Source organism: Tenacibaculum todarodis (assembly GCF_001889045.1).
Taxonomy (GTDB): Bacteria; Bacteroidota; Bacteroidia; order Flavobacteriales; family Flavobacteriaceae; genus Polaribacter; species Polaribacter todarodis.
Window position 1 is genome coordinate 255,230 of record NZ_CP018155.1, and the last position, 26,251, is coordinate 281,480.

The 26,251-nt window shown below is 31.5% G+C and carries 20 protein-coding genes; 4 read left to right on the forward strand and 16 right to left on the reverse strand.

What is annotated here, in order from left to right:
• Positions 1-94 precede the first annotated feature (94 nt).
• The 7 genes from LPB136_RS01210 to LPB136_RS01240 form a co-directional block, all read right to left on the reverse strand.
• The gene (locus LPB136_RS01210) at positions 95-883 is read right to left on the reverse strand and encodes an anti-sigma factor (RefSeq protein WP_072554389.1); all 789 of its coding nucleotides are present in this window, start codon (positions 881-883) and stop codon (positions 95-97) included.
• A 1-nt stretch (position 884) separates the two neighbouring features.
• Positions 885-1,412: an RNA polymerase sigma factor gene (locus tag LPB136_RS01215; protein ID WP_072554390.1), complete on the reverse strand. Its 528-nt coding sequence runs from the start codon at positions 1,410-1,412 to the stop codon at positions 885-887.
• Positions 1,413-1,468: 56 nt separating this feature from the next.
• Positions 1,469-2,044, reverse strand: coding sequence for a YdeI/OmpD-associated family protein (locus LPB136_RS01220; protein ID WP_072554391.1), 576 nt, complete (start codon positions 2,042-2,044; stop codon positions 1,469-1,471).
• Entirely contained in the window at positions 2,044-3,369 is a 1,326-nt protein-coding gene (locus LPB136_RS01225) for a M28 family peptidase (RefSeq protein WP_072554392.1), read from the reverse strand. Before LPB136_RS01225 ends, LPB136_RS01220 begins: the two co-directional genes overlap by 1 nt.
• An 82-nt stretch (positions 3,370-3,451) precedes the next feature.
• Complete coding sequence (locus LPB136_RS01230) at positions 3,452-5,239, reverse strand: DUF885 domain-containing protein (RefSeq protein ID WP_072554393.1); 1,788 nt, start codon at positions 5,237-5,239, stop codon at positions 3,452-3,454.
• 157 nt (positions 5,240-5,396) lie between these two features.
• Positions 5,397-7,310, reverse strand: a complete 1,914-nt coding sequence (gene htpG, locus LPB136_RS01235; RefSeq protein ID WP_072554394.1) for a molecular chaperone HtpG — start codon at positions 7,308-7,310, stop codon at positions 5,397-5,399.
• A gap of 137 nt (positions 7,311-7,447) precedes the next feature.
• Positions 7,448-9,886 carry an alpha/beta hydrolase family protein gene (locus LPB136_RS01240; protein WP_072554395.1) on the reverse strand — a complete coding sequence of 813 codons (2,439 nt, stop codon included), beginning with the start codon at positions 9,884-9,886 and terminating at the stop codon, positions 7,448-7,450.
• Positions 9,887-10,097: 211 nt separating this feature from the next.
• Between LPB136_RS01240 and LPB136_RS01245 the strand changes: the two genes are divergently transcribed.
• Together LPB136_RS01245 and LPB136_RS01250 are read left to right on the forward strand one after the other, a co-directional pair.
• The gene (locus LPB136_RS01245) at positions 10,098-11,669 is read left to right on the forward strand and encodes a GMC oxidoreductase (RefSeq protein ID WP_072554396.1); all 1,572 of its coding nucleotides are present in this window, start codon (positions 10,098-10,100) and stop codon (positions 11,667-11,669) included.
• A 142-nt stretch (positions 11,670-11,811) separates the two neighbouring features.
• Positions 11,812-12,819, forward strand: coding sequence for a 3-oxoacyl-ACP synthase III family protein (locus LPB136_RS01250; protein ID WP_072554397.1), 1,008 nt, complete (start codon positions 11,812-11,814; stop codon positions 12,817-12,819).
• 77 nt (positions 12,820-12,896) lie between these two features.
• On the opposite strand, the gene LPB136_RS01255 is transcribed toward LPB136_RS01250, so the two are convergent.
• The 4 genes from LPB136_RS01255 to LPB136_RS01270 form a co-directional block, all read right to left on the reverse strand.
• Positions 12,897-13,832 carry a BsuBI/PstI family type II restriction endonuclease gene (locus LPB136_RS01255; protein ID WP_072554398.1) on the reverse strand — a complete coding sequence of 312 codons (936 nt, stop codon included), beginning with the start codon at positions 13,830-13,832 and terminating at the stop codon, positions 12,897-12,899.
• Positions 13,825-15,381 (reverse strand): Eco57I restriction-modification methylase domain-containing protein, encoded by a 1,557-nt coding sequence (locus LPB136_RS01260; protein ID WP_072554399.1) that lies wholly within the window; start codon positions 15,379-15,381, stop codon positions 13,825-13,827. The genes LPB136_RS01255 and LPB136_RS01260 overlap by 8 nt, the downstream gene beginning before the upstream one ends.
• Before the next feature lie 101 nt (positions 15,382-15,482).
• Positions 15,483-17,876 carry a TonB-dependent receptor gene (locus tag LPB136_RS01265; protein ID WP_072554400.1) on the reverse strand — a complete coding sequence of 798 codons (2,394 nt, stop codon included), beginning with the start codon at positions 17,874-17,876 and terminating at the stop codon, positions 15,483-15,485.
• 113 nt (positions 17,877-17,989) lie between these two features.
• Complete coding sequence (locus LPB136_RS01270) at positions 17,990-20,470, reverse strand: TonB-dependent receptor (RefSeq protein WP_072554401.1); 2,481 nt, start codon at positions 20,468-20,470, stop codon at positions 17,990-17,992.
• 96 nt (positions 20,471-20,566) lie between these two features.
• Here LPB136_RS01270 and LPB136_RS01275 point away from each other — a divergent pair, with 96 nt between their 5' ends.
• Positions 20,567-20,929: a CoA-binding protein gene (locus LPB136_RS01275; RefSeq protein WP_072554402.1), complete on the forward strand. Its 363-nt coding sequence runs from the start codon at positions 20,567-20,569 to the stop codon at positions 20,927-20,929.
• A gap of 105 nt (positions 20,930-21,034) precedes the next feature.
• Here LPB136_RS01275 and LPB136_RS01280 read toward each other — a convergent pair whose 3' ends face one another.
• From LPB136_RS01280 to pyrR, 5 genes are read right to left on the reverse strand one after another with little or no spacing between them, the layout of a single operon-like run.
• On the reverse strand, positions 21,035-21,949 hold the full coding sequence (locus LPB136_RS01280) for a ribonuclease Z (RefSeq protein ID WP_072554403.1): 915 nt from the start codon (positions 21,947-21,949) through the stop codon (positions 21,035-21,037).
• Positions 21,946-22,266: a T9SS type A sorting domain-containing protein gene (locus LPB136_RS01285; RefSeq protein WP_072554404.1), complete on the reverse strand. Its 321-nt coding sequence runs from the start codon at positions 22,264-22,266 to the stop codon at positions 21,946-21,948. The genes LPB136_RS01280 and LPB136_RS01285 overlap by 4 nt, the downstream gene beginning before the upstream one ends.
• A 26-nt stretch (positions 22,267-22,292) precedes the next feature.
• Positions 22,293-22,625 (reverse strand): hypothetical protein, encoded by a 333-nt coding sequence (locus LPB136_RS01290; protein WP_072554405.1) that lies wholly within the window; start codon positions 22,623-22,625, stop codon positions 22,293-22,295.
• 3 nt (positions 22,626-22,628) lie between these two features.
• Complete coding sequence (locus tag LPB136_RS01295; RefSeq protein WP_072554406.1) at positions 22,629-23,555, reverse strand: aspartate carbamoyltransferase catalytic subunit; 927 nt, start codon at positions 23,553-23,555, stop codon at positions 22,629-22,631.
• A gap of 1 nt (position 23,556) precedes the next feature.
• Entirely contained in the window at positions 23,557-24,099 is a 543-nt protein-coding gene (gene pyrR, locus LPB136_RS01300) for a bifunctional pyr operon transcriptional regulator/uracil phosphoribosyltransferase PyrR (RefSeq protein WP_072554407.1), read from the reverse strand.
• 443 nt (positions 24,100-24,542) lie between these two features.
• Between pyrR and LPB136_RS01305 the strand changes: the two genes are divergently transcribed.
• Complete coding sequence (locus tag LPB136_RS01305; protein WP_072554408.1) at positions 24,543-26,204, forward strand: SulP family inorganic anion transporter; 1,662 nt, start codon at positions 24,543-24,545, stop codon at positions 26,202-26,204.
• Positions 26,205-26,251: the final 47 nt, after the last annotated feature.

The window sequence follows — 26,251 nt, forward strand, 5'->3', positions numbered from 1 at the left end:
CAATTAATAATAAATTTTTAGTAGAGAATTGTTATTAATAAAAAAAATAGCCGCTATATAGCGGCTATTTTATATTATAAAAATATTCTTATTTTTATACGGCTCCTAAAGTATATAATTGATCCATTGTTGGAGATTCACTTCCGCCAGTTGGTTCTAAAGTAATTCCAAAGGCTTGAGAATCGTTTGGATTGTCAATATTAAAGATTTTGTTAGCATCAGCTAAAAAACCATCTATAGTTCCCAAACTTGTTGGTGTTAATGGATTTAACTTTAAAGACCAAACTTGGTATACTTTTCCTTCTGGAGGATCTGGTAAACCTTTAACATCTAAATAAATGGTTTTACTATTTTTATTCCAGTAAACCTTTGCATAAGATTCCGGAGAAACATTTTGTCCCGCTAGCGGAATTGTAACAATATCTTTATCTCTAATTACGGTAAGTAATTTTTCGTTTTCAGCTAAACTAGAATTTGCTTTATCTAATTGCTTTTCAAACTGTTGTTTCTCTTCAGCTAATTGGTTGTTTAAAGTATTGTTATTTATAACATTAAATAATAACGTACTACCAATTAAAATTGAAGCGGCCCAACCAGTATAGGTAACCCAATTATTTTTAGGTTTCTGAATAGGAATAACCTTACTTGGTCTTTCTCTATCTTGAACCAATTTAATAAGGATATTTTTAAAAGAAGTATCTGTTTCTTTTGGAGCAACACTTGCTGTTAATACAGAAATAGTTTTTTCTATTTCTTTTATTTCGTTTAAAATTTCTGGATGATCCTGAATAAGTTGATACACCTGTTCATTTTCTTTTTCAGAAAGTGCACCGGCAACATATAACTCTAAAATCCCAGATTGTATGTGTTCGTTTTTATCCATATTATTTAAGCATTACTCTTAATTCGTTCAAACAATTTCTATTTCTAGTTTTTACAGTTCCTAACGGAATCTCTAAGTTCTCAGAAGCTTCTTTTTGTGTAAAACCTTTAAAATAAAGTAATTCAATCAATTTTTTACAGGTGTCTTTAAGCTTTCCTACAAAGTTTTTAATACCAATTGCATCAGTACTATTGTCTAAACTATCATGTGTCTCTAATATATCTACGAAAATATTGGCATCAAGGTTTTTAGAATTGTTCTTAAAATTTTTAGAACGTGTTTTATCTATAGCAGCATTTCTTGCAATATTAATAATCCAAGTAAAAAATCTACCCTTTTTTGCTGAATATGTATCTGCGTTATTCCAAGCTTTTATAAATACATCTTGGGTAACTTCTTGCGCTAATTCTTTGTCTCTTAAGATGTTGAAAATAACTCCAGATACACTGTCGTTATACATTTCGTAAAGGGATTCAAAAGCTTTTACGTTTTTGTTTTTAAATTGAACTACAAGTTCTTCTAATTGCATTATTGTTGTTTTTAAGAGTTTCCTAATATACTTAAAATTATGTTAATGTTATACGGTTACCAATTACTTCTAGATTTTATATTATTAGTACAAAATTTAATAATTTCATTTAAACGTTTTAGGCGAGTTGCTTCTCTTTTAGCTTGTTTTAACCAATACAAATAGCTCTTTTTATAACTTGGTGCAAAGTTTTGATAATTTTTAAAAGCGACTTTATTTTTATCAAATTCTATTTGTAAGTCTTGAGGAATAATTAGTTTTTCTACATCATCTAAAGCAGTCCACGAACCATTTTGTTTTCCGGTTTTTATAATTTCTAATCCACTTTTGTGCATTAATTTATTTGCGGATAATTCTATAATGTATTTTTTATTGAGGGCACTCCAAACACTTTTTGGATTTCGTTTACAGAAATATTGTCTTCGTTTTCCGTTGCCTAAACTTTTTACGGTGGAATCTATCCAACCAAAACAGAGTGCAACTTTTACGGCTTCTTCCCAACGCATAGATTCCTCTATGTTTTCTACTTTATAAAAAATAAGGTAAATTCCTTCGGATGAAATATGATTTTCTGAAAGCCATTTTCTCCATTCGATATCATTTTTAAAATAGAGTTCTGGTTTTTCTGACATTATCGCATAATTTTATTCGGAAAAACAACTACACTTTCATGTCCATTTTTTCCTACAGCAGCAACTCCAAAAAAGAAATTATCAATTACAATTCCTTCTAAAGTAAATTCAGTAGCTTCAACATATCTAGAATTGTCCCAAGTTGGACTGGTTGTATCTCTCCAATATATTTTATAACCTTTTGCTCCTTCAACTTTACTCCACTTTAGTTTAGCTGATGCTTGCACAATTCCGCCAATTGCAACTTCTTTTGGCGCTTCTGGAGCCCAAGCTAAAGAAGCTAAGTTAATTGCATTTACAGCCGTTAATTTTTTAGCATAACCAAAGTTAACATGCTCAAAAGTATCTCCGTATTTTATGCCGTTTTCGGTTCTAATATCTTGATGTTGTTGTGTGTAATTTTCATGCGCTTCCATAATTCTAATTCCGGCGAAGCCTAAATCGTTAAAAGGTCTGTGATGACCACCACGACCAAAACGATCTAATCTATAAATCATCATAGGATTCATTTCTGGCATATACGTTTTTGTGTTTTTGTGAATATATCTCGCTAATTGACGTGAAATTCCGTCAACTTCTCCACCATAAAAACGACGCATTTTTCGTTGTCTTTCTGTTTCGTTTGCAGGAACAGGTTCACTAAATATCCTAAAAGCTCTGTTGTCAATAACACCATCAACTCCGGTAATATTTCCAATCATATCATTGTTTAAAACACCAATTATTTCCCAACCTTTTTCTTTTGCGTATTTTGCTAAACCAGCGCCACCAAAAAGACCTTGTTCTTCACCAGATAAGCCAACATAAATAATGCTGCTTTCAAATTTGTATTTACTTAAAACTCTTGCAGCTTCAATAGTTCCTGCCATTCCAGAAGCATTGTCATTTGCTCCAGGAGCATCTGTTTTAAAATCCATGGTATCACTTGCGCGCGAATCTATATCACCACTCATAATAACAAATTTGTTTGGGTATTTTGTTCCTTTTTGAATTGCAACAACATTTACAATCCAAGCATCATGTGGAACTCTTCTGTTACCTTCTTTGGTTACAAAATCCTTTTGGTAAAACGTATTGATACAATTGTTGCAATTGGTAGAAATTTTATCGAATTCCGATTTTATCCAACGACGAGCAGCACCAATTCCACGAGTGTTTGAGACCGTATCAGAAAAGGTGTTTCTGGTTCCGAATTCTGTTAATGTTTTTATATCCGCTTTAATTCTTTCCGAAGAGACAGCATTTATAATGTCGTAAATTTTAGCATCGGTTTGTGCTATTAATGTAGAGGTAATTACTAAAAATAGGAGTGTAAGTTTTTTCATTTGTAAAAATTAGAGTTTAAAAGTACAAAAAAAACCTCTTTAAAGATTTCTAAAGAGGTTTTTATGATGTTAAAATTATAGATTACTTTGTTGAAGCAATCCAGTTATCAATTTTGTTTTCTAATAAAGCTAAAGGAATACAACCAGTTTCTAAAACTTGATTGTGGAATTCTCTAATGTCAAATTTATTGCCTAATTGCTTTTTAGCTTTTGCACGTAATTCGCGTATTTTTAATTGCCCAATTTTATATGATAAGGCTTGTCCTGGATTTGCCATATAACGTTCAATTTCCGAAATAATACTTGCTTCGCTTTCTGCTTCATTGTCTAAAGAATATTGAATTGCTTTTTCTCGAGACCAACCTTTTGCATGGATTCCTGTATCTACAACTAACCTAATTGCTCTGTGCATTTCCATCCCTAACATTCCAAAATATTGATATGGATCTGTGTATAAGCCTAATTCTTTTCCTAAGTTTTCTGTATATAAAGCCCAACCTTCACCATAAGCACTGTACCATAATGTTTTTCTGAAATCTGGTAAGTCTTGATTTTCTTGCGTTAATGAAATCTGGTAATGATGTCCAGGAATTGCTTCGTGTAAAAACAACGCTTCGTCAGAAAACACATTGTATTTTGAAGCATCAGGAATTGGTGTGTAAAAAACACCAGGTCTTGTTCCGTCTAAAGAACCAGGATTGTATTCTGCACTTGCAGATGCTTCTCTAAACTTTTCGGTTTGTTTAACTACAAATGGAGTTTTGGGTTTGTTACCGAATAATTTTTCTAATTGCGGCTTCATTTTTTCATGAATCGTATTAAAATTATCGATAATCTGTTTTGGAGTTGTATAAGGCATTAATGCTTGATTTCCACGAACGTCATTAAAAAACTCCTTTAAAGTTCCCTTAAATCTAACTTCTTTTTTTACTTTTTTCATTTCAGCTAAAATTCGAGAAACTTCTCTTAAGCCAAGTTTGTGAATTTCGTCAGCAGACATGTTTGTAGTGGTGTAATTTTTTATAGCATGCCTGTAATACGCCATTCCGTTGGGAATTGAAGAGATACCGCTACTTTTTCTACCTTCTTGTAAATATTTTGTAGTTAAAAAAGTGTGCATAGAGTTGAAAATAGGAATCAACTTATCATCTAACATGTTGGTATACTTTCTTGTCAATCCCTTTTTTTCATCAGCAGAAAAACTATCTGGAAAATTATTTATAGGCGAGTAGAATAAGTGTTCTGTAGTTTTTGTTTTTGCCAAACCTTTAAACTGTGGAATTACCTTTTTAATTAATGAAGTTGGTAATACATATCCTTCTTTTGCTCCTTGGCGCATGTTTTTAATAGCAGTTTGCATCCAACTATAAAAGCCATTTAACCTACCTAACCAATTTTCATAATCTTGTACAGTTTTAAATGGTTGCGCGCTACTTCCGCTTGCTAATTGTCCCATTGTTAAATTGATGGTCCACATTTGGTTTATTGGCATTAAAGCATCGTTTTTAAAGCTATTTTGCGCTAAAGCCATATCGCAATCCCAATCTAAAACAGCTTTACTCATTTGCTGGCTTTCCGTTAAAGCATCGTCTTTAAAGTTCTCTAGTTTTGTTTTGTAATTAGTGTAAAAATCTTTGGTTGCTAGTTTGTATTCCTTAGAGATTGTATTAGGAAATTGATCGTTAAAACGATTGTCTCCAGCATAGGTTGCATTAATTGGATTCAGTTTTAACTTACCTTCGTTATACTCTTTTAAAAGCTGATTAAATTCAGTGTTTTCTGAAACTGTTTTTGCTTCATTTGATGTTTCATTTTTACAAGAAACAAGTACTAATGAAATTGCAAAAATTGATAGAAGTATTTTTTTCATTTTGAGTTGTAATTGATTTTACACAAATATACAAAACAAAAAACCTCTCTGTTTTCACAAAGAGGTTTATAATTTATCTGTCATTGCGAGGAAGAATGACGTGGCAATCTTTTTAATTTTAATTGACAGATTGCTTCGTTCCTCGCAATGATGTTTATTACTTAATTAACTCGTAAGAACGTTTAATAAAGTTTGTTAACTCTTCTCCATGTAATAGGTTTTGAGATAATTTTGCTAAATCAAAAGCTTGCGTAGTTAAACGTTTTTGATCTTCTTCATTTGCGTTTAAAATATCAGAAACTAACGGGCTGTTTGTATTTACCACTAAATTATACATTTCTGGTAAATTACCCATTCCCATCATTCCGCCACCGCCACCAGACGCTTGCATTTCTTTCATTCTACGCATAAATTCTGGAACCGTAATTAAGAACGGAGAAGCAGCAGAATCCATAGCTTCTAATTGAACTGTATAGCTTTTGTTGTTTACAGCACCTTCAATAACTGGTTTTAATTTCTCTTTTTCTTCATCAGAAAGTTTAGAGATAACCGTTTCGTCTTTCTTAATTAAATTATCAATAAAATCTGCATCTACACGTGTAAACTGAATTTTAACATCGCCAGAAGTTTCTAATTTCTGCATTAAATGAGAAATAATTGGAGAATCTAATAACAATACTTCATAACCTTTTGCAGTTGCATCTTGTATATAGCTGTGTTGTGCTTCTTTGTTAGATGCATATAAAATAACGTGATTTCCGTCTTTGTCAGTTTGTGTGTCTTTTGTTTTTTCAATCAACTCATCAAACGTAAAGTACGTATCTGCAACTGTTGGATATAAGGCAAATTTCTTCGCTTTGTCAAAGAATTTATCTTCAGACAACATTCCGTATTCAATAATTACTTTAATATCGTTCCATTTAGTTTCAAAATCTGCTCTGTCTTTTTTGAAAAGAGAAGCTAATTTATCAGCTACTTTTTTAGTAATGTAACCCGATATTTTCTTAACAGCTCCATCTGCTTGTAAACCAGAACGAGAAACGTTTAATGGAATGTCTGGAGAATCAATAACACCTTTTAACATCTGTAAAAAGTCTGGTACAATTCCTTCAACATTATCAGTTACATATACTTGGTTTTGATACAATTGGATTTTGTCCTTTTGCATGTCTAAATTCTGAGATAACTTAGGGAAGAATAAAATTCCTGTTAAGTTAAACGGATAATCTACATTTAAATGAATGTGGAATAAAGACTCTTCAAACTGTGTTGGATACAATTCTCTGTAAAAATTTGTATAATCTTCATCCGATAAATCTGCAGGAGCTTTTGTCCAAGCAGGTTCTGTATTGTTTATAATTGCGTCTACTTCAATTTGCTTGTGAGGTTCCGTAGTTTCTTTACCTTCAGCATCTGTTGTAGTTTTTGGTGTAAAATCTGGATCGTTAACTTGCTTAGTTCCAAATTTAATTGGCACTTGGTTAAAACGATTGTATTTGTTTAATAAACCACCAATTTTACTTTCTTCTAAAAATTCTAAAGAATCTTCTGCAACGTGTAAAATAATTTCGGTTCCTCTGTCAGTTTTGTCGTGTGCTTCTAAAGTAAATTCTGGAGAACCGTCACAAGTCCAATGTGCAGCAGGTTCGTCTTTAAAAGATTTTGTAATTAACTCAACTTTATCAGCAACCATAAAAGCAGAATAAAAACCAAGACCAAAGTGTCCAATAACACCTGTTTCGTTTTTATCATCTTTGTATTTATCTAAAAATTCTTCGGCTCCAGAAAATGCAATTTGGTTGATGTATTTTTCAACTTCATCAGCCGTCATTCCTAAACCTTGATCTTTAATAGTTATGGTTTTAGCCTCTTTGTTAATGCTAATTTCAATTTTTGCATCGCCTAACTCGGTTTTTGCTTCACCAATAGAAATAAGGTGTTTTAATTTTGTAGTTGCATCTGTTCCGTTAGAAATTAACTCACGTAAGAATATTTCGTGATCAGAATACAAGAATTTTTTAATCAGTGGAAAAATATTTTCTACTGATACATTAATATTTCCTTTTGCCATTTTATATGTGTTTTTTTAATTTAGTATTTATGATTAGTGAATAGTCAAAAAAAATACCAAAGGTCATTTTGTGACAAGATGACATAAAAAAAACCACTCTTAAAATAAGAGTGGTTTGATTGATTATTTTAATAAAACTAGTTCTTCATTTTATTATTATTAAAATTAAGTGTTTCTTTATTTTTTACGTATTTCTCTAACCACTGATCTTGTTCCCAAAGCATGTGCATAATAGATTCTTTTGCTCTATATCCATGACTTTCTTTAGGTAGCATTACCAATCTAACAGTTGCTCCTAAGCCTTTTAAAGCATTAAAATAACGCTCGCTTTGTAGCGGATATGTCCCTGAATTATTGTCTGCTACTCCGTGAATTAATAACAATGGGGTTTTCATTTTATCTGCATGCATAAAAGGAGACATGTTATAATAAACATTTGGCGCTTCCCAATAACTACGTTCTTCACTTTGAAAACCAAATGGAGTTAGTGTTCTGTTATAAGCACCACTTCTAGCAATACCTGCGGCAAAAAGATTGGAATGAGATAGTAAATTTGCGGTCATAAATGCACCATAACTATGTCCTCCAACAGCAACTTTATTTCTATCTATATAGCCTAAATTATCAACTGCGTCAATTGCAGCTTTGGCATTACCTACTAATTGTGTGCGAAACTTATCATTAGGCTCATTGGTTCCTTCTCCAACAATTGGGAAAGCAGCATCATCTAAAACAACATATCCTTTTGTAATCCAGTAAATTGGAGAACCCCAATATGGATAGATAAATTCATTTGGATTTGCTGTGCTTTGAGAAGCGCTTGCTTTGTCTTTAAATTCTCTTGGATAAGCCCATAATATCATAGGATATTTTTTCCCTTTTTCATAGTTAAGTGGTAAGTATAGTGTGCCTTCTAAATCTAATCCATCATCACGTTTATAACTAATAACACGTTTGTTTACATCTGTTAAACTTTTAAATGGGTTTTTAAATGCAGTTATAGGTTTAAGGTTTCCATTTTTTAAATTTCGAATATAATAATTAGGATATTCCGTTTGCGATTCAATTCGAACTAATATCTCACCTTTTTTCATATTGATAGCTGAACTCAATGTTTCAAGTTTATCAGTATATTTAGATTGATACAAACGATTATTTTTATTAGTTTTTAAACTGTATTCATCTACAAAAGGAAATTGTCCTTCTTTAGTAAATCCATCACCCATTAAAAAGAGTTTATCGTCTTGTATGTCTAATGTGTACTTACCAAATTTGTTTTTAGTGGTAACAAAATTTCCGGGATCACTGTAAACATCTTGATAACTTCTGTCTGAAATTATTTTAGCTTCGCTGTTAGCATCCGAAGGGTTAAATAAATATGTTTTAGTATTTCTAGTATTCCACCAATAATCGTAAGCAACAGCTATTTTATCATTTCCCCATTGTATTCCTGAGAAACGTTGTTTGGTTTTTAAAATTAATTTTGGATTACTATTAAAAGGCGCATTTAGTTCATAAACAGCGTCTCTATATTTAACTTTAATTTCTGGATCACCACTATCTAAAGCTTCTGCCCAAAATAAGGTTGCAGGTTTGTCTGATCTCCAGTTCATATTACGTTTTCCTTTTCTCGTAGCCATAAAACCTTTTGGTCTTACTTCATCTAAAGAAACTTTATTTACAGTTTTTACAAGATTTGCATTTAAGTCATAAACGCTACTTTCACTAGGAAAACGAGAGTAGGTAACTAAGTAAGAAAACGGACGTTTTATTTTAGTAACCATTACAAAGTTTCCATCTGGAGAAAAACTAATTCCTCTATACATATCCGTTGGTAGAAAATTTTCGACTTTACCATTAATTGATACTTTTTTTATTTCTGAAGATGCTAATTGTTGAAAATTCAATTCATCATTTGGTGTTTTTAATAAATCTTGATAGGTTCTGTTTTGAGCTTTAGAACCATTACTTACCGAAACTGTAGGTCCGTTTGGTATTGCTGTAGCTGTATTTATTAAAGGTTTTCTATTGCTAGGCAATGTTTTAATTAATAGGTGTTTATTGTCTTTAAACCAATTAATAGTGCTTCCCATATTCGCATTAATATTTGCTTCGGTAATTTTAGTTGCATTACCGTTATAAATATTAACAACCCATACTTCTACTCCTGTTTTTGTGGTGTTTAAGCATGCCATCATACTTTGATCAGGTGACCAAGAAAATCCAGACAAGCGAGGGTTTTCTGGTAAATTTGTTACTTGTTTAGCATCTTTACTTCCAGTTTTTTTAACCTTTAAATTTGTGTAGAAAGTGGTTCTACTTCCTATATTGGTAACAGGGTTAATTCTCAATCCCGCCAAACGTAATTCAGTTTCAGAAAGTTCTGCGATAGATTTATATTGATTTCTGTAAAGAAGAACCATGTTTTCACCTTTACTGTCAATTTGTACTCCAGGAGCTAAATCTACATCTGCCAAATCTAAAATTTCTTTAGAAGGCTTTTGATAGGATAAATTTTCTTGAGCAAACGAAAAGCTCGCTAAGAATAAAACGATTAATAGAATTTTTGTCTTCATAAGTATTTGGTTTTCATTAAGTTGGTTTTAGTGAAGATAAAGATAATGAAAAAGAATACGTTTCTATAATATTCTTGTAAAATGAAATGTTAATGTTTTTAAACTAAAGTATATAATATTATAACTTATATTAAAGAAAGACTTTTGTTAAGATGATATATTCTCACTTATTTTTTAGCTAATTTTAGCATCAAGTAATTATTTTTGATTTATGGCAGATTTAGAGTACGATTATGTAATTATTGGAAGTGGTTTTGGAGGTTCCGTTAGCGCATTGCGTTTGTCTGAAAAAGGATATAAAGTATTGGTTATAGAAAAAGGAAAATGGTTTGGAGAAAAAGATTTTCCGAAGACCAACTGGAACCTAAAAAAATGGATGTGGAATCCCAGATTTGGATTACACGGAATTTTTAAAATGACATTTTTAAATCACGTTACAGTGCTTTCTGGCGTTGGTGTTGGCGGCGGTTCTTTAACCTATGCAAACACATTACCAGTTCCAAAAGAAGATTTTTTTAAAACAGGAAGTTGGGCAAATTTAAATTCGTGGCAAGAAACCTTAGAGCCGTTTTATAAAACTGCTCATAAAATGTTAGGTGCAGCTGTAAATCCAAAATTGCACGATGCCGATTTACTGATAAAAGATATTGCGAAAGACTTAGGAAAAGAAAAAGATTTTGAGCCTACAAAAGTGGCTGTCTTTTTTGGAGAACCTGGTAAAAAAGTAGCAGATCCTTATTTTGATGGAAAAGGTCCAGATAGAAAAGGCTGCATTCATTGTGGCGCTTGTATGACGGGTTGTAGATACAATTCTAAAAACACTTTAGATAAAAATTACTTGCATTTAGCACAGCAATTAGGCGCTAAAATAATTGCCGAAAAAGAAGTTTTTAATGTAGAAGCGTTAGATAAAAACGATACTTCTAAAGGTTATACTGTAAATTACAAAGCCAGTATTGGAAGAAAGAAGAAAGAAAGTGTAACGGCAAAAGGCGTTATTTTTTCTGGCGGTGTTATGGGAACAATTCCGTTGTTGTTAAAATTAAAAGACACTTCTTTGAAAAATTTATCCGACTTTGTTGGAAAAGATATTAGAACTAATAACGAATCATTATTATCGGTTACATCAACCAAAAACGATGGAAAAGATTATTCTAAAGGAATAGCCATTGGTTCTATTTTACATACAGATAAAAATAGCCATTTAGAGCCTGTTAGATACGGAAAAGGTTCTGGTTTTTCAAGAGTATTAACAATGCCAACTGTAAAAAGCAAGTTTGCTATATTTAGAATATTAGGAATGTTTAGGTTGCTTTTTATTGCACCAATTAGACTTCTTAAAACAATTTTTGCTAAAAATTACGCACAAAGAACTACGTTGTTATTGTTTATGCAAACTTTAGATAGCACGTTGCAAATTAAAAAAGGACGTTTTACAAAGATGAAAACGCTCACACAAAAAGGAGGGAAGCCAGAAGCTTTTATTCCGGAAGCAATTTCATTAGCAAATACTTTGGGCAAGAAAGTAAACGGAATTCCATATTCTAGTTTTACAGATGTTTTATTAGGAACTACAACAACTGCGCACATTTTAGGTGGGGCAGTTATGGGAAAAGATAAAAATTCAGGCGTTATTGATAATGAATGTAAGGTTTTCGGATATAAAAATATGATGGTTTGTGATGGTTCTATGATTTCTGCAAATCCAGGTGTAAATCCGTCGTTGTCTATAACGGCAATTTCGGAATATGCAATGAGTAAAATTCCTGAGAAAAAATTATAAACCTCATGCTAGTTTTGCAGCCATTTTTTCTTAGAATGAAATAAGTAATTTTAGATTTCTCTAATTTTGTGCGAATTGTTTAAAAAACGTACTTTTACACCCTTAAATATTACAAACAGCTAAATAAACACCAACAAAAAATATGTATACTTCAAAAATAACAGGTTTAGGTTATTACGTTCCAGAAAACGTGGTAACTAATGACGATTTAAAACAATGGATGGATACGTCTGATGAATGGATTCAAGAACGTACCGGAATTAAAGAACGTCGTTGGATAGACCCAAAAACCGAAGATACAACTGCCGTAATGGGAGCAAAAGCTGCTAGAATTGCCATTGAACGCGCAGGTTTAACCAAAGACGATATAGATTTTATTGTATTTGCAACCTTAAGTCCAGATATGTATTTTCCTGGAGGTGGCGTTCAAGTACAAGAAATGTTAGACATGCCAACAATTGGTGCCTTAGATGTGCGTAACCAATGTTCTGGTTTTATTTACTCAATGTCTGTTGCAGATCAGTTTATAAAAACCGGAATGTATAAAAACATTTTAGTAATTGGTGCAGAAAATCATTCTGGTGGTTTAGAACGTTCTACACGTGGTAGAGGTGTTACTGTAATTTTTGGAGATGGAGCAGGAGCAGCAGTTCTTTCTCGTTCAGAAGATGCAAGTAGAGGTATTTTATCTTCTCATTTACATTCGGAAGGAAAACACGCTACGAAATTAGTTTTAGAAGGACCTTCTACACAACGTTGGGTACCAGAAATTTTAGAAAAGAACGATCCAGAAGATCAAACGTATTTTCCTTATATGGACGGACAATTTGTATTTAAACATGCAATTACCCGTTTTTCTGAAGCAATAAACGAAGGTTTAGAAGCTAACAATTTACAGAAAGAAGATATAGATATGTTAATACCGCACCAAGCAAATTTACGTATCGCGCAATTTATACAGAAGAAGTTTCAGTTACCAAACGACAAAGTATATAACAACATTATGAAATACGGTAACACAACCGCAGCCTCTGTAATTATTGCATTAACAGAAGCTTGGGAAAAAGGTAAAATTAAAGACAACGATTTAGTGGTCTTAGCTGCTTTTGGTAGTGGTTTTACTTGGGGTTCTGTTATTATTAAATGGTAAGAATTTATTAGCAAAGTATATAAATTTAAAAAACCGAAACTATTTAGTTTCGGTTTTTTTAATGGTTTCAAAGGAATTTATCTTGGTCCCATAAATCGATCTCCATTGAAATGAATCATATGACTTGGCATTTCACAAATCCAAATTTCAGTTTCCCAAGCAATTTTACTCGACCATTTTTTAAATTCTTTAAAGTCGGGAAAAGCTGTGACATAAATTTTTCCTGCATCACATTTTTCCAACAATTGCTCTAATTCAACAATTCTTTTTGGAGAAACGGGTCCGTGAGAAGTAACAGCCTCAATTAAAAATAGCCAGTTTTTCTCTCTGTCGTACAAAACAACATCAGGTAATTTACTATGTTCGTCGATTGGGATTCCAATTTCAGACATAGTTTTATTATCTGAATATAAATCTTTCTGTTCTGTATCTCCTAAATATAAGAGTTCACTATTTTCTGCAAATTCTGGTCGGAATTGTTCGACAATTGCAGCTTGAACTTCATTATGTTTTCCAGAAGACAAAGAAAGTATCTTACCACTTGGTAATTTTACAGGAACTCTAACTACTTCTCTTTTTTTAGCATATGCTTTTGCTAAATTTCCAATAGAATTTCTGAAATTTTTGGCATTAGAATCCCACTTTTTTGTACCAAAAGTTTGAATTACTTTTAATGCTTCTTTTGAAATTGCATAATGTGCTCTTGGACTGTTTACTGGCAAATTAGGAATATCTGGATTATAGTCTGCAACTCTAGCTTGCTCAAATTGATGTAAAACATTTCTACGAACAGCTTCTCTAGTGTTTGCTGCATAATCTTTGTTATAAACTTCAGAGAAAAATTTCATTATTCCTTTACTTACTCCTAAACTTATTTTTTTAGAATTCTTCCAATTGTCTTTTTCAGAAATATCACATAATGCTAACAAAGTTAAAGCAGACAGTTCATTTTGTTGTTGTTTAGGTAATCCTAAATCTTTTAGAATTACTTGTGCTTCTTCAATTTTAGTCATTTATTAGTTCAATATTTTCTGTAAGCCATTGGCTTGTAATTTTATTAATAGTTTCTTCTGAATAATCGTTTTTTTCAATAAGTTGATTTCCAACTTTTCTAATTGTTTCGATAGGAGGAAAGGGCATTAATCTTATTTCTGTAGCACTAACATTTACATTCCCATTAAAAGTTCTGAAATAGGTGTCGAAAACGTTAGAGTTTAAAAGTGCAGCTATTCCAATAGCTTCATTTTCTTGTAATTCTCCTTCTAAATTATAAATGTAATTTAACTTATTTTCAACGCCAATTAATTTGTTTTTGTTGTAGTGAGAAAAATATGGAGCAGCAATTAAGCGACTTTTATCATCTTTAGAACTGAAACGTCTTAAAAAAACGTAGTTTTTGTTAGGTAATAATAATTTTTCTGACTTTTCTGTCATATTTATATATTGACTTTTCTTTGGAATGAAATTTGGCCAATTAATAGACATTTTAGTTACATTGTGTAACCAATACAAAGGAGTTAGAAATATTGTAGTGTTTTGATAAGTTTCAAATAAAAGGTCTCTTGAACGAAAAGAAACTACTCGGCCAGTTGATATTTGAATATTAAAATCTATTAAATTATTTTTCCAAGACTTAAATAATTGCATTACATTTTCTTCATAGTTTGTAGTTGGAAGATGTAAGATTTTTGCTTTTGATTTAAGGTCAATAATTTCTGAAATGTGATATTCTTTTAATTTAGATTCTTGTAAATCTTTTAATCCTTCTGATGTTGAAATAGTGACATTTTCTGAATTATTTTTATTTCCTTTTAAAATCAATAATTCTTGTAAAACACTATCTCTATCAAAAGTTTTACTTCTTGATTTAAAAAGATGAACGAAATTTAGGTTTATTTGGCTAAAAAAATAATCTCTAAAAGAATTAAAATATTGACCAGAAGCGAAGCTTCTTGGTACAATAAAAATTAATTCTCCATCTTTTTTTAGCAGATTAACAGAAACTGCCATAAAAAATGAATAAATATTTGATTGTCCTTTAACTAAATTTTGAAAAAGTTCAACTCTTTTATCGCCCTTTGAAAGTTTAAAATATGGAGGATTAGATATTATGTAATCAAATGATTCTTTGTGTTTTTTCAAAGAAATAGACATATCTTCTATAAAATCACTAGCTAAAAGTGTGTACTTAAATTTTACATTTTTCTCTTTAAGCCATTTTTTTAAATTTTGTAAAGATTGTTCTGTATAAGGAAAAAGTTTTATATCACTTTCATAAGCAACTAATTCAATTGAATTAAGTCCAAATTCAACAATTTTTTCAATTAAAGAACAAGTTAAAATAGCTGTTCCACAACCTGGGTCTAAAATTGTAATATTTTTAGAAGTTGGTTTAGATGCAATACTTCCCATAAAATTTGAAATTTTAGTAGGAGTAAAAAATTGACCTTTAACTTTCTTGTGTTCTTTAGAAACAGTAGAAGCATATTCAACACCAAGTAAGTCCGCAAATTGACTTGGTAAAGTGTTCAGATTATTTTCTATTTCTATTTTTGTTTGCATTCTTCAAAGTTACGAAATTCAGTTTTAGCTTTGAGAAAAATAACTTTAAAGCTCTTAGGTGATTTATTTAAATAATTTGAATAGCAATATAAACTCAATTTCTACAAAACGCCACCACTTCCTTCGGTTTCGTTTTTCTCTCTTTCTTTTCGTGCTCTAGATTTAAATTTGTTGCTTCCAAAATTGTAGGTAAAACCTAAGTAGGCAGTTCTAAATTCTGTTTTAAAATAACCAGTTTGTGCAAATGGGTTTGTTGAGGTAAAGCTAACATTAAGGTTGTTAAAAATATCGGTTCCGTTTAAGGTAATTGCGCCTTTGTCTTTTAAAACAGATAATTTTGCACCCGCATTAAACGTATAATAAGAATCTACGTTAAATTGTACGGTTTTGTTTTTACCCACATAAGTTCCAGAAAACTGAAAAAATAATTTTTTAGTTGCCTTAAAACTATTGCTCATTTGTGCAATAAATAGCGTGTTTTTTACCGTGACGTTTTGGTTGTTTACCAAACCATTTCTATCTTGTAGGTACATGTTAAATGCTGGGCTAAAAGTCCACCATTTTTTAGGTTTTAAACTTGCGTAGGCTTCAAAACCATAACTGTCAGATTTATTATAGTTTTCATAAGACATAAGCTGTCTGTCTATATTATTGGCATCAATAGTTATGTTTCTACCAATTTGGTCAGAAACACGTCTAAAAAAGGTTCCAAAATATAAATAACCTGTTTTTATATTTCTGGTGTAGTTTAGTTCAAAAGAATTGGTAAACTGTGGTGTTAATTGTTGGTTTCCGGTAGATATTGTTAATGGAGAAGTCCATTCTTGTATTGGCGAAACTTGCTCAATAGAAGGTCGGTCTACTCTTCGGCTATAACTTAGTTGAAATTCGTTTGTATCATCAGGAAAATACGTTAAAAAAGCAGATGGATACACGCTAAAAATTTCATCTTTATAAGGAGCCGTTAAACCTTGTTGTGTGTTGCTAAAAATACCTTCCACATTAAACTGCTCAAAACGAAAACCTGCTTGTAAAGAGAATTTATCAAAATCTTTGTTGTAATTTACATAGGCAGAATAGATTTCTCTGTCGTACGTAAAATTGGTGTTTCCTCTTGCTGTTGTTGCTGGTGTTCCGCCAGTTTCAACTTCTTGGTCGGTTACAATATTGTTAAACGTTTTTTGCGTGTTAGATTCTAAACCGAATTCTAATTTTTCAGTATCAGAAAAAGGTTTTGTATAATCTAAATTGATGAGCCAAGAATCGGTATTATTGGTAATATTATTGGTGTAATTGTACAATTTAGAACTTGGATTTATCAATTCTCTGTTTGTATCTATTTCCGGACTTTTAGTTTGTGTAAAATTGGCTTCCAATTCTAAAGATTGTCCCAAAGTGTCTAAAACTATTTTATAGTCTGCATTGTAGGTGCTTTCCGAAATGTCAAACTCAGCAAGGTTTGGAGTGTGTAAAATTAAGTTGTTGTTTTCTACTGTTTGTGTGTTGGTTGTAAAATCGGTTTTGCTTAAATTTTGCGTTGTATAAATTGAAAACGTATTGTTATCGTTTAAATAGATATCTGTACCAACTTTTATAACTTGGTTTGTACTATTATCTAAGAAATCCATTTGTTGATGTAAATCTTTATCGGTTCTAGAAAGCTCGTTTAAAGTTTCATATTTTCCCCAATCTAGATTGTAATTTCCGTAGAAATTAAATTTTCCTGTTCTATAATTAAGATTAATTGCGCCAGTTGGTCTGGTGTTTTCTCCTTGTGTTACACCAAGTGTTAGAGAACCATTAAAACCTATTTGTGTGTTCTTTTTTAAGATGATGTTTATAATTCCACTCATGCCTTCAGGATTGTATTTTGCCGAAGGATTGGTAATTAATTCAACACTTTTTATGGATGAAGATGGAATTTGTTTTAAAATCTGAGAAGACGATAAATTAGACGGTTTTCCATCAACCAAAACACGCACATTTTCATTTCCACGAAGTGAAACAGAACCCGATTGTAAGTTTACACTCACAGAAGGAATATTTTGCATCATTTGCAACGCATTGGTTCCTGCGGCAGATAAATCTTTACCAACATTAACCACTCGTCTGTCTATTTTTTGAGTAATAGAAGTGGTTTCAGCTTGTATTTCAACTTCATTTAAAAGTGTAGCATCTTCTTGTAAAGAAAGTGTACCTAAATTGAGTTGTGAGTTTTCTGGTGTAAAATCTACTTGTTTTAGTATGGTTTTATAACCAATAAACTGAATTTCGATTTTAGTTTTTCCCAACGGAAGTTTGTCAACCAAAAATTGACCTTTTTCGTTAGAAATGGTTCCATTTATAATAGAATCTTGAACATTTTTACAAATAATGTTCACATACGGTAATGCTTTTTTAGTATCATAATCTATAACATTCCCAGAAACAGAAGCCTCTTGAGAAAATAAATTAAGCGTACTAAAAAAAAGCAGAATTAGAGGGAGCTTTTTCATACTAGCTAGCAATTGATTAGCGAGTAAAAGTACTAAAAAAATATAATAAATAATAAAACCACAATTTGAAATTCAAATTGTGGTTTTATTTTAAACAGATATTCTAAATGATGTTAAAAACCACCAGAATTTTGTTTTTCATTATCGTCTCTTTGACGTCTTTGTTTCGCTTTGTTTTTTCCTGATCCAAAACGGTAGTTAAAACTTAGGTTTGCACTGTGGCTTTCCCAGTTAAATTGTCCGTTTTGTGTATAAGGTCTTGTAGAAGTGAAGCCAAATTTCATTCCGCTAAAAATATCATTAACTCTAAAGCCAATAGTTCCTTTTCCTTTTAAAACGTTTAAACTTGCTCCGGCATTTATCATCCACATTTCTTTCACTTTCCACTGAATATCTTCTCCAGGACCACGATACATGGCAAATAATTGGAACCTTAAGTTTTTGGTTGCTGTAAAGTTATTACTAACTCTTGCATTAAAAGTTTGGTTTGTTACTTCAATTCTTTGAGAATTTGGGTCGCTTAAATCTGCTGTTCCAAATTGTTTTTGCGAATAAAAATCCATACTAGAATTTAAACGCCACCAGTTGTTTACTTTGTAGTTTGCAGAAAATTCAAGTCCGTAAGAACTAGTATCGTCAAAATTTGCAAAAGATAATATTTGTCTTACTTCATTTGGATCTGTTGGATCTTTATAAGTTACACGAGAAATATTGTCTGAAATTTCTCTATAAAAAGTTCCAAAGGTTAATGAACCGTTTTTAATTTTACGTGTATAGTTTATTTCGTAAGAATCGGTAAACTGAGGATTCAAATCTTTATTTCCGATTGATGTAATTAATGGAGTACTCCATTGTCTAATTGGATTTACTTGTCCAATTCCAGGTCTATCAACTCTTTTACTATAACTAAATTGAAATTGATTTTTATCAGAAGGATTATACGTGAAAAAAGCAGATGGATAAACAGAGAAAATATCATCAGTAACATTTGCAGGTGTTTCGTTTTCTAAATTAAAGTTTCCTTCAATACTATATTGTTCTAAACGAGCACCTAATTGCATGGTTACTTTTCCGAAGTTATGACCGTAATTTACATAACCAGAATAAATTTTTCTATCGTAATTAAAAGAAGAGTTTCCTATTCTTTCTGTTCCTGTAATTTGTGGATTTCCGTTAACATCATACACAATTTCTCCATTAGTATCTCTTAAATACGTGTATTCTTCTTGGTCTGTAACATTAATATTTTCGGTATTGTTAACTCTATATTCTAAACCAACTTCTAACTTTCCTTTTTCAGAAATAGGATTTGTATAATCAATATTAATTAACGTGTTATCTCTATCGTTTTTAATGCTATTTTCATAATTTAATAACTTAGTATTTGGGTTAATTAAATCTTGATTTATAGAGTTCTCAGGAGAATCTGAATTAGAAAAAGTAGTTTCAAATTCTAAATTATGGCCTTCTTTGTCAAAATCTATTTTATAATTTAGGTTGTAAGCACTAGAAGTTCCGTCAATTTTTTGTGTGTTTGGGGCATCTGAAGTTGCAACATTATTCTCAAAAACTCTAGCTCTAGAAGTTCCTCCGTTTATAAACCAGTTTTGAGTGGTGTAAAATGATAAGGTATTTTTATCATTGATATAAATATCTGCTCCAATTTTAGCTAAATGAGACGTGTTTTCGTTTACACCTCTAAAGTTTTGACGGTTATTGTTTTCTGGTCTAATAATATCTCCGTAATTTAAATTATCTCCAGTATTGAAACCGTAATTTCCAAAGAAATTTACTTTTCCTGTTTTATAATTCATATTGGTAGAACCGTTAAAACGAGTATAATGACCAGTTGTAACACCTGTATTTATAGATCCGTTAAAACCCATATTTGCGTTCTTGTTCAGAATTATATTTATAATTCCGCTCATTCCTTCTGGATTGTATTTTGCTGAAGGATTTGTAATTAATTCAATACTTTTTATAGAAGAAGAAGGTATTTGTTTTAACATTTGAGCAGCGCTCATATTAGTTGGTTTTCCATCTACAAGTACACGTACATTTTCATTTCCACGTAAACTAATGTTACCTGTTTGGCTATCTACACTTACAGATTGTACATTGTTTAGTAATTCTGATGCAGTTGTACCTGCGGAAGTTAAATCTTTACCAACATTAATAACTTTTCTGTCTACTTTTTGCACAACTGTTGAGGTTTCTGCACGAACAACAACTTCATCTAAAGTTGTAGCATCTTCAATTAAAGAAATGGTTCCTAGAGCAATACTTTTCTTTTTTGAAGTGATATTTATTTTCTTGGTAATCGTTTTATATCCTATAAATTGAATTTCAACTAAACTGCTTCCTCTTGGAATATCTTTAATTTTAAAAATTCCGTTATCATCTGTAATACCTCCAGTAAGAACTTTGTTTTCAGTATCTCTAATAATAATGTTTACATACGGTAAAGCTTCTTTTGTGGTGTTGTCTATTACTTTACCAGAAATTATACCTGGTTTTGGTAATTTGTCTTTAGCTAATTGAGCAAAGGAATTTGCTGTTACGGTTAGTAATAAAAACAGTAGTATTTTTTTCATTGAATTTAGTTTATTTGTGTTTTATTGATGCTATATAGACGAGGCAATTTGTATTTTTGTTACTATCTTTAACACTGTTTAACGTAATATTAACAAATGAAAAATGTAACACTAGTTCTAGGAGCTTCTTTAAAAACGGAACGCTATTCTAATAAGGCAATTAAGAAATTAATAGCACATAATCATGTGGTAGAAGCTATTGGTTTAAGAGAAGGTGAAGTAAATGGAGTTCATATAAATAAAGAGAAAATTGAGTTTTCTACAATAGATACGGTAACATTATATTTAAACCCAACTAGGCAAGAAGAATATTATAATTATATAATAAGTTTAGCGCCAAGACGTGTTATTTTTAATCCTGGAACAGAAAATTTCGAGTTTATGAAACTGTTGAAAGAAAATAAAATTGAAAGTGAAGTTGCTTGTACTTTGGTGTTGTTAGCTACTAATCAATATTGATATAAGTTTGTCATTCCTGCGAAGGCAGGAATCTATTATTTAAGATTTTACGGATGGCCTGCCTACGCAGGAATAAAAAATCATAAAATTGTGTTGGGAACTACTTTAAACAGTAAAACTTTTACCAGCTTCTGCATTTTCTACAGTTGGAAAAACTGCTTCCGCTTCGGTTTTAAAATCTACAATATTTGGGTATCTACTAGAATAATGCCCAACAATTAATTTACCAACTTCAGCATCTCTAGCAATAATACCTGCTTGTTTTGCGGTTGAGTGTTTTGTTTTTTCGCACAAATCTTCACGGTCATTTAAAAAAGTAGCTTCGTGGTATAATAAATCTACATTTTTAATAATTGGAATAATATCAGGCTTATACATAGTGTCGCTACAATAAGCATAACTCTTTGGCTTTTCTGGTGCCGAAGTTAACATGGAATTTGGTAAAACTTCACCTGTAGATAAGGTAAAATCTCTACCAGCTTTTATATTATTGTAATCGCAAGTTTCAATTTCTTTGTAGGTTTTAACTACATCAATATTTAAACCTCTGGGTTTTGGTTTTTCTTTAAAAAGAAATCCATTTGTATAAACTCTATGCGTTAAAGGGATTGTTGTTACGCTCACTTTATCATCTTCAAAAATAAGTTCGCTTTCTGTAGAAGTTAACTCATGAAAAATTAACTGATAACTTGTCCAAGATTTTGATAGTTTTAACTGTAAAACCGTTACTTCTTTAATGCCTTTTGGGCCATAAACGTGTAAATCTTTTTCTCTACCAAGAATTCCGAAAGTGCTAATTAAGCCAATTAGCCCAAAGAAATGATCTCCGTGTAAATGAGAAATAAAAATATGATTAATTTTAGAAAAACCAACTTTATATTTTCGCATTTGGCGTTGTGTACCTTCACCACAATCAATAATAAAATGACTGTTGTTAATTTCTAAATGTTGCGATGTTGGATGCGCATTAATACGAGGTGTTGCAGAATGGCAACCTAAAATGGTGAGTTTTAAACTCATTTTATAACAAAGCGTTTAGAGTGTGTTTTGTTTACAGTTTGAATAGCATAAATGTACATGCCCGATTTTAAATCGTTTTTTTGAAAAGGAATAGTATTTCTACCTTCTTTAACCTTAATTACTTTATTGTAAACCGTTTTTCCTAAAACATTTTTCACAATAAAAAAGGCTTCTTGTGGTTGGTTTGCTTCAAAAGAAATTGTTGTTGAATTTACAAATGGATTAGGCGAAGTAACTAACTTGTCAATAGTTTTTTCTTGCGAAAAAGCCATAACAGAAATCAGTAAGAATAGTATTAAAAGTAATTTTTTCACCATGCATTATTTGTTAAAAAGGCATTTAATTAAAAGCCTAAATCACGTTGAATTTCTTCCATTTCAAAAACATCTATTGCTTCAACCAAGGTTGGTACAATGTTAAACGATTCTGGAAATTTATCAACATCAATATTTTCTTTAATGACTACAAAACTTGTGCCATTTTGTTGATGTTGTTCAGCGTATTTCAAAAATACAAAAAGTTCATCTTCTGTAGTGTTAAGACTGTCAGAAAGTTGAATAATTAGGTGTTTTTCTTTTAAATTGGTGTGTTTTTCTTCAAAAATGGCTAAAAATTCAGTGAAATTTAACTTTTCTGAAGATATTAGTGTGTAGTTTTCTTTTTGCTCAATTTGCATGTACTATCTTTTAATCTGTTGCGCCAATAAATAAATAACTGCCATTCTTACGGCAACTCCGTTTTCAACTTGATTTAATATGATTGATTGGTCAGAATCTGCAACGTCACTTGTAATTTCTACACCACGGTTTATTGGTCCTGGATGCATTATTACAATTTTCTTGCCAAGGTTGTCTAATATTTCTTGGTTAATTCCAAACAGCTGCGTGTATTCTCTGGTAGAAGGGAAGTAGTTAATTGCCATTCGTTCGTTTTGTACACGTAATACATTGGCAACATCACACCATTCTAATGCTTTTTTAAGATTGGTTTCAACTTCTACACCTAAACTTGTAATGTGTTTAGGAATTAACGTTGTTGGTCCACAAACTTTAACTTTTGCACCTTGTAATTGCAACGCAAAAATATTTGATAATGCTACACGAGAATGTAAAACATCACCAACAATTACTATTTTCTTTCCTTTTACAGAACCTAGTTTTTCTCTTATTGAATACGAATCTAATAAAGCTTGGGTTGGATGTTCGTGTGTTCCGTCTCCAGCATTTATAATTTTTGCGTCTACATGTTTAGATAAAAAGACTCCTGCACCAACATTAGGATGTCGCATAACAACAATATCTACTTTCATAGCAAGTATGTTGTTAACGGTATCAATTAAAGTTTCTCCTTTTTTTACGGAAGACTGACTTGCTGAAAAGTTAATTACATCTGCCGATAAACGTTTTTCTGCCAATTCAAAAGATAATTTTGTTCTTGTTGAATTTTCAAAAAATAAGTTGGCAATGGTAATATCTCTAAGTGAAGGTACTTTTTTAATGGGTCTATTGATAACTGCTTTAAAATGATCGGCAGTTTTAAAAATGAGATCAATATCTTGTTTGTTAAGATATTTTATTCCAAGTAAATGTTCTGTGCTTAAACTCATTTTATTGTTTTTTCACTAAATAAACAGCGTCTTTTTTGTGCTCTTCTTGCCAATTTACAACTACTTTTTCTTCGTTTATGGCATCAACTTGTCTTCCTCTGTAATTAGGCTGAATTGGTAAATGACGACTAAAACGCCTGTCAATTAAAACTAAAAGCTCTATGTTTTCTGGTCTTCCGTAAGATTGTATTGCAGTTAATGCAGATCGTACACTTCTTCCAGAATACAAAACATCATCTATAATTACCACTTTTTTACCTTCAATTAAAAAGTCTATTTGTGTGCTTTCTGCTTCTAAAGGTTCGTCTCTTCTTCTAAAATCGTCTCTGTAAAATGTAATATCCAATAAACCTAGTTGTAGGTTTTTAATTTGATAGTCTTCTTCTAACAATTTAGCCAATCTTTTTGCTAAAAAGCTTCCACGTGGTTGTAAACCAATTAATACAGTATCAGAAAAATTATTGTGATTTTCGATTAGCTGACATGCCAATCGATGCAGAATGATATCAATTTCTTTAGAAGTAAGTAGTGTTTTTCTGCTCATATAAGCTATCAGTTTAGGCTAATAGTTCTAAATAACAAAGTTAAGATTTAAAGTTTAAAGCGCAAAGGGTTATGTTGGAAAGTTGAATAGTTGGAAGTGAGAAGCAGGAAGTTGGAAGGTTTGTCATTCCTGCGAAGGCAGGAATCTATACTTGCGCTTGTTTGGATTCCTGCCTACGCAGGAATGACAGATGTTCGCAAACAAGTTTAGCCGCGATTGAAGCGGCATCCTTTTTACTGTAAAAATAAATAAGCGTAATTGCGAGGAACGAAGCAATCTGTTTCTAATTATGAGATTGCCACAGTTTACAAAAAAGTAAACTTCGCAATAATAGCAGTAAAAAGATACAGCGGAAAGCGGGAAATAGCTACTAAAAACCTAATAAGGTTGCTTTATCTTAAGAATGATGTATCTTTGCAGACTTTTAGAAAACACTAGAAATTATGACCGAATTTATTAGAAAAATAATTCCGAATGCAAAAGATGATGTTTTAGCAGGAATTACGGTTTCGTTAGCTATGATTCCAGAAGTTGTGGCGTTTGCGTTTGTAGCGCAAATTGATCCGTTAATGGCGCTTTCTGGAGCTTTTATTATTGGTTTAATTACCGCAATTTTTGGTGGAAGACCTGGTTTAATTTCAGGAGCAGCCGGAGCTGTAGCGGTTATTTTTGTTAGCATGATTGCTGATGGACATACAAAAGGAATGTTGTTTGATGCGCCTATAGAAAACATGGGTTTTTTCTATCTAATGGCGTGTGTGGTGTTAATGGGAATTATTCAAATTTTTGCAGGTGTTTTTAAACTAGGACGTTTTGTGCGATTAATTCCGCATTCTGTAATGATGGGATTTGTTAACGGTTTATCGATTGTGATTTTTATTGCGCAGGTTAAGATGTTCTCTCATAAGTCATTACAAGTTTCTAAAGAAGGTGTAAAGGAGTATGTAAGTACGTATATGCAAGGTTCTGAATTGTATATTATGATTGGTTTGGTTTTACTAACTATGGCAATTATTTGGGGTTTACCAAAAATCACTAAAAAATTACCTGCTGCATTAACAGCTATTTTAGCTACAAGCCTTATTGTTATTGGTTTTAATATGGATGTTTCTACGGTTGGTTCTTATATTATTGAAGGTGGAGGAACGGGTTTAAAAGGCGAATTTCCTACACCAAATATGGATTTATGGAAAAACTTACCTTTTAATTTAGATACGTTAAAGTTTATTGCTTTACCTGCATTTTTAGCGGCTTCGGTTGGTTTAATTGAATCGTTAATGACCATGAACCTTGTTGATGAATTAACAGATACAAGAGGAAATGGAAATAGAGAATGTGTTGCACAAGGAGCTGGAAATATTGTTTCTGGTTTGTTTGGTGGAACTGGAGGTTGTGGAATGATTGGACAAACGGTTATTAATGTAAATGCTGGCGGACGTGGGCGTTTGTCGGGAATAATGATGGCAGTTACTTTATTGTCTTTTATCTTATTTGCTGATAAATTAATTGAAATGGTGCCAATTGCAGCTTTAGTTGGGGTAATGTTTATGATGGTTATCGAAACGTTTGCATGGTCTAGTTTTAGGATTTTTAAGAAAATACCAATGTCGGACGCTATTGTATTGGTTACAGTTTCTTTAGTAACAGTATTTGTAGATTTAGCAGTTGCAGTTTTTGTTGGTGTTATTATTTCTGCCTTAGTTTTTGCTTGGGAAAGTGCTAAGAAAATTAGAGCTAGAAAACGTATTAAAGAAGACGGAACCAAAGTATACGAAATTTGGGGACCTTTATTCTTTGGAAGTATTCAAGCGTTTAATGATAAATTTGATGCTAAAAACGATCCTAAAAGCATAGAAATTGATTTTGTTGAAGCACGTGTTTCTGATCATTCTGCAATAGAAGCAATTTTTAATCTGGTTGAAAAATACCAAGGAGAAGGAAAAACAATAAAATTAAAACACTTAAGCGAAGATTGTAAAGTGTTGTTATATAAAGCGAGCGATAAATTTCACGATGTAATTGTGGAAGATGTAGACGATCCTCGTTATCATTTAGCGGCAAACCCAGAGGATTTTCCGAAGCCTTTAGGTGAATATAATTTTTAGATTTAAAAATAAAATATATAGAAAAAGCAAACTGAAAAGTTTGCTTT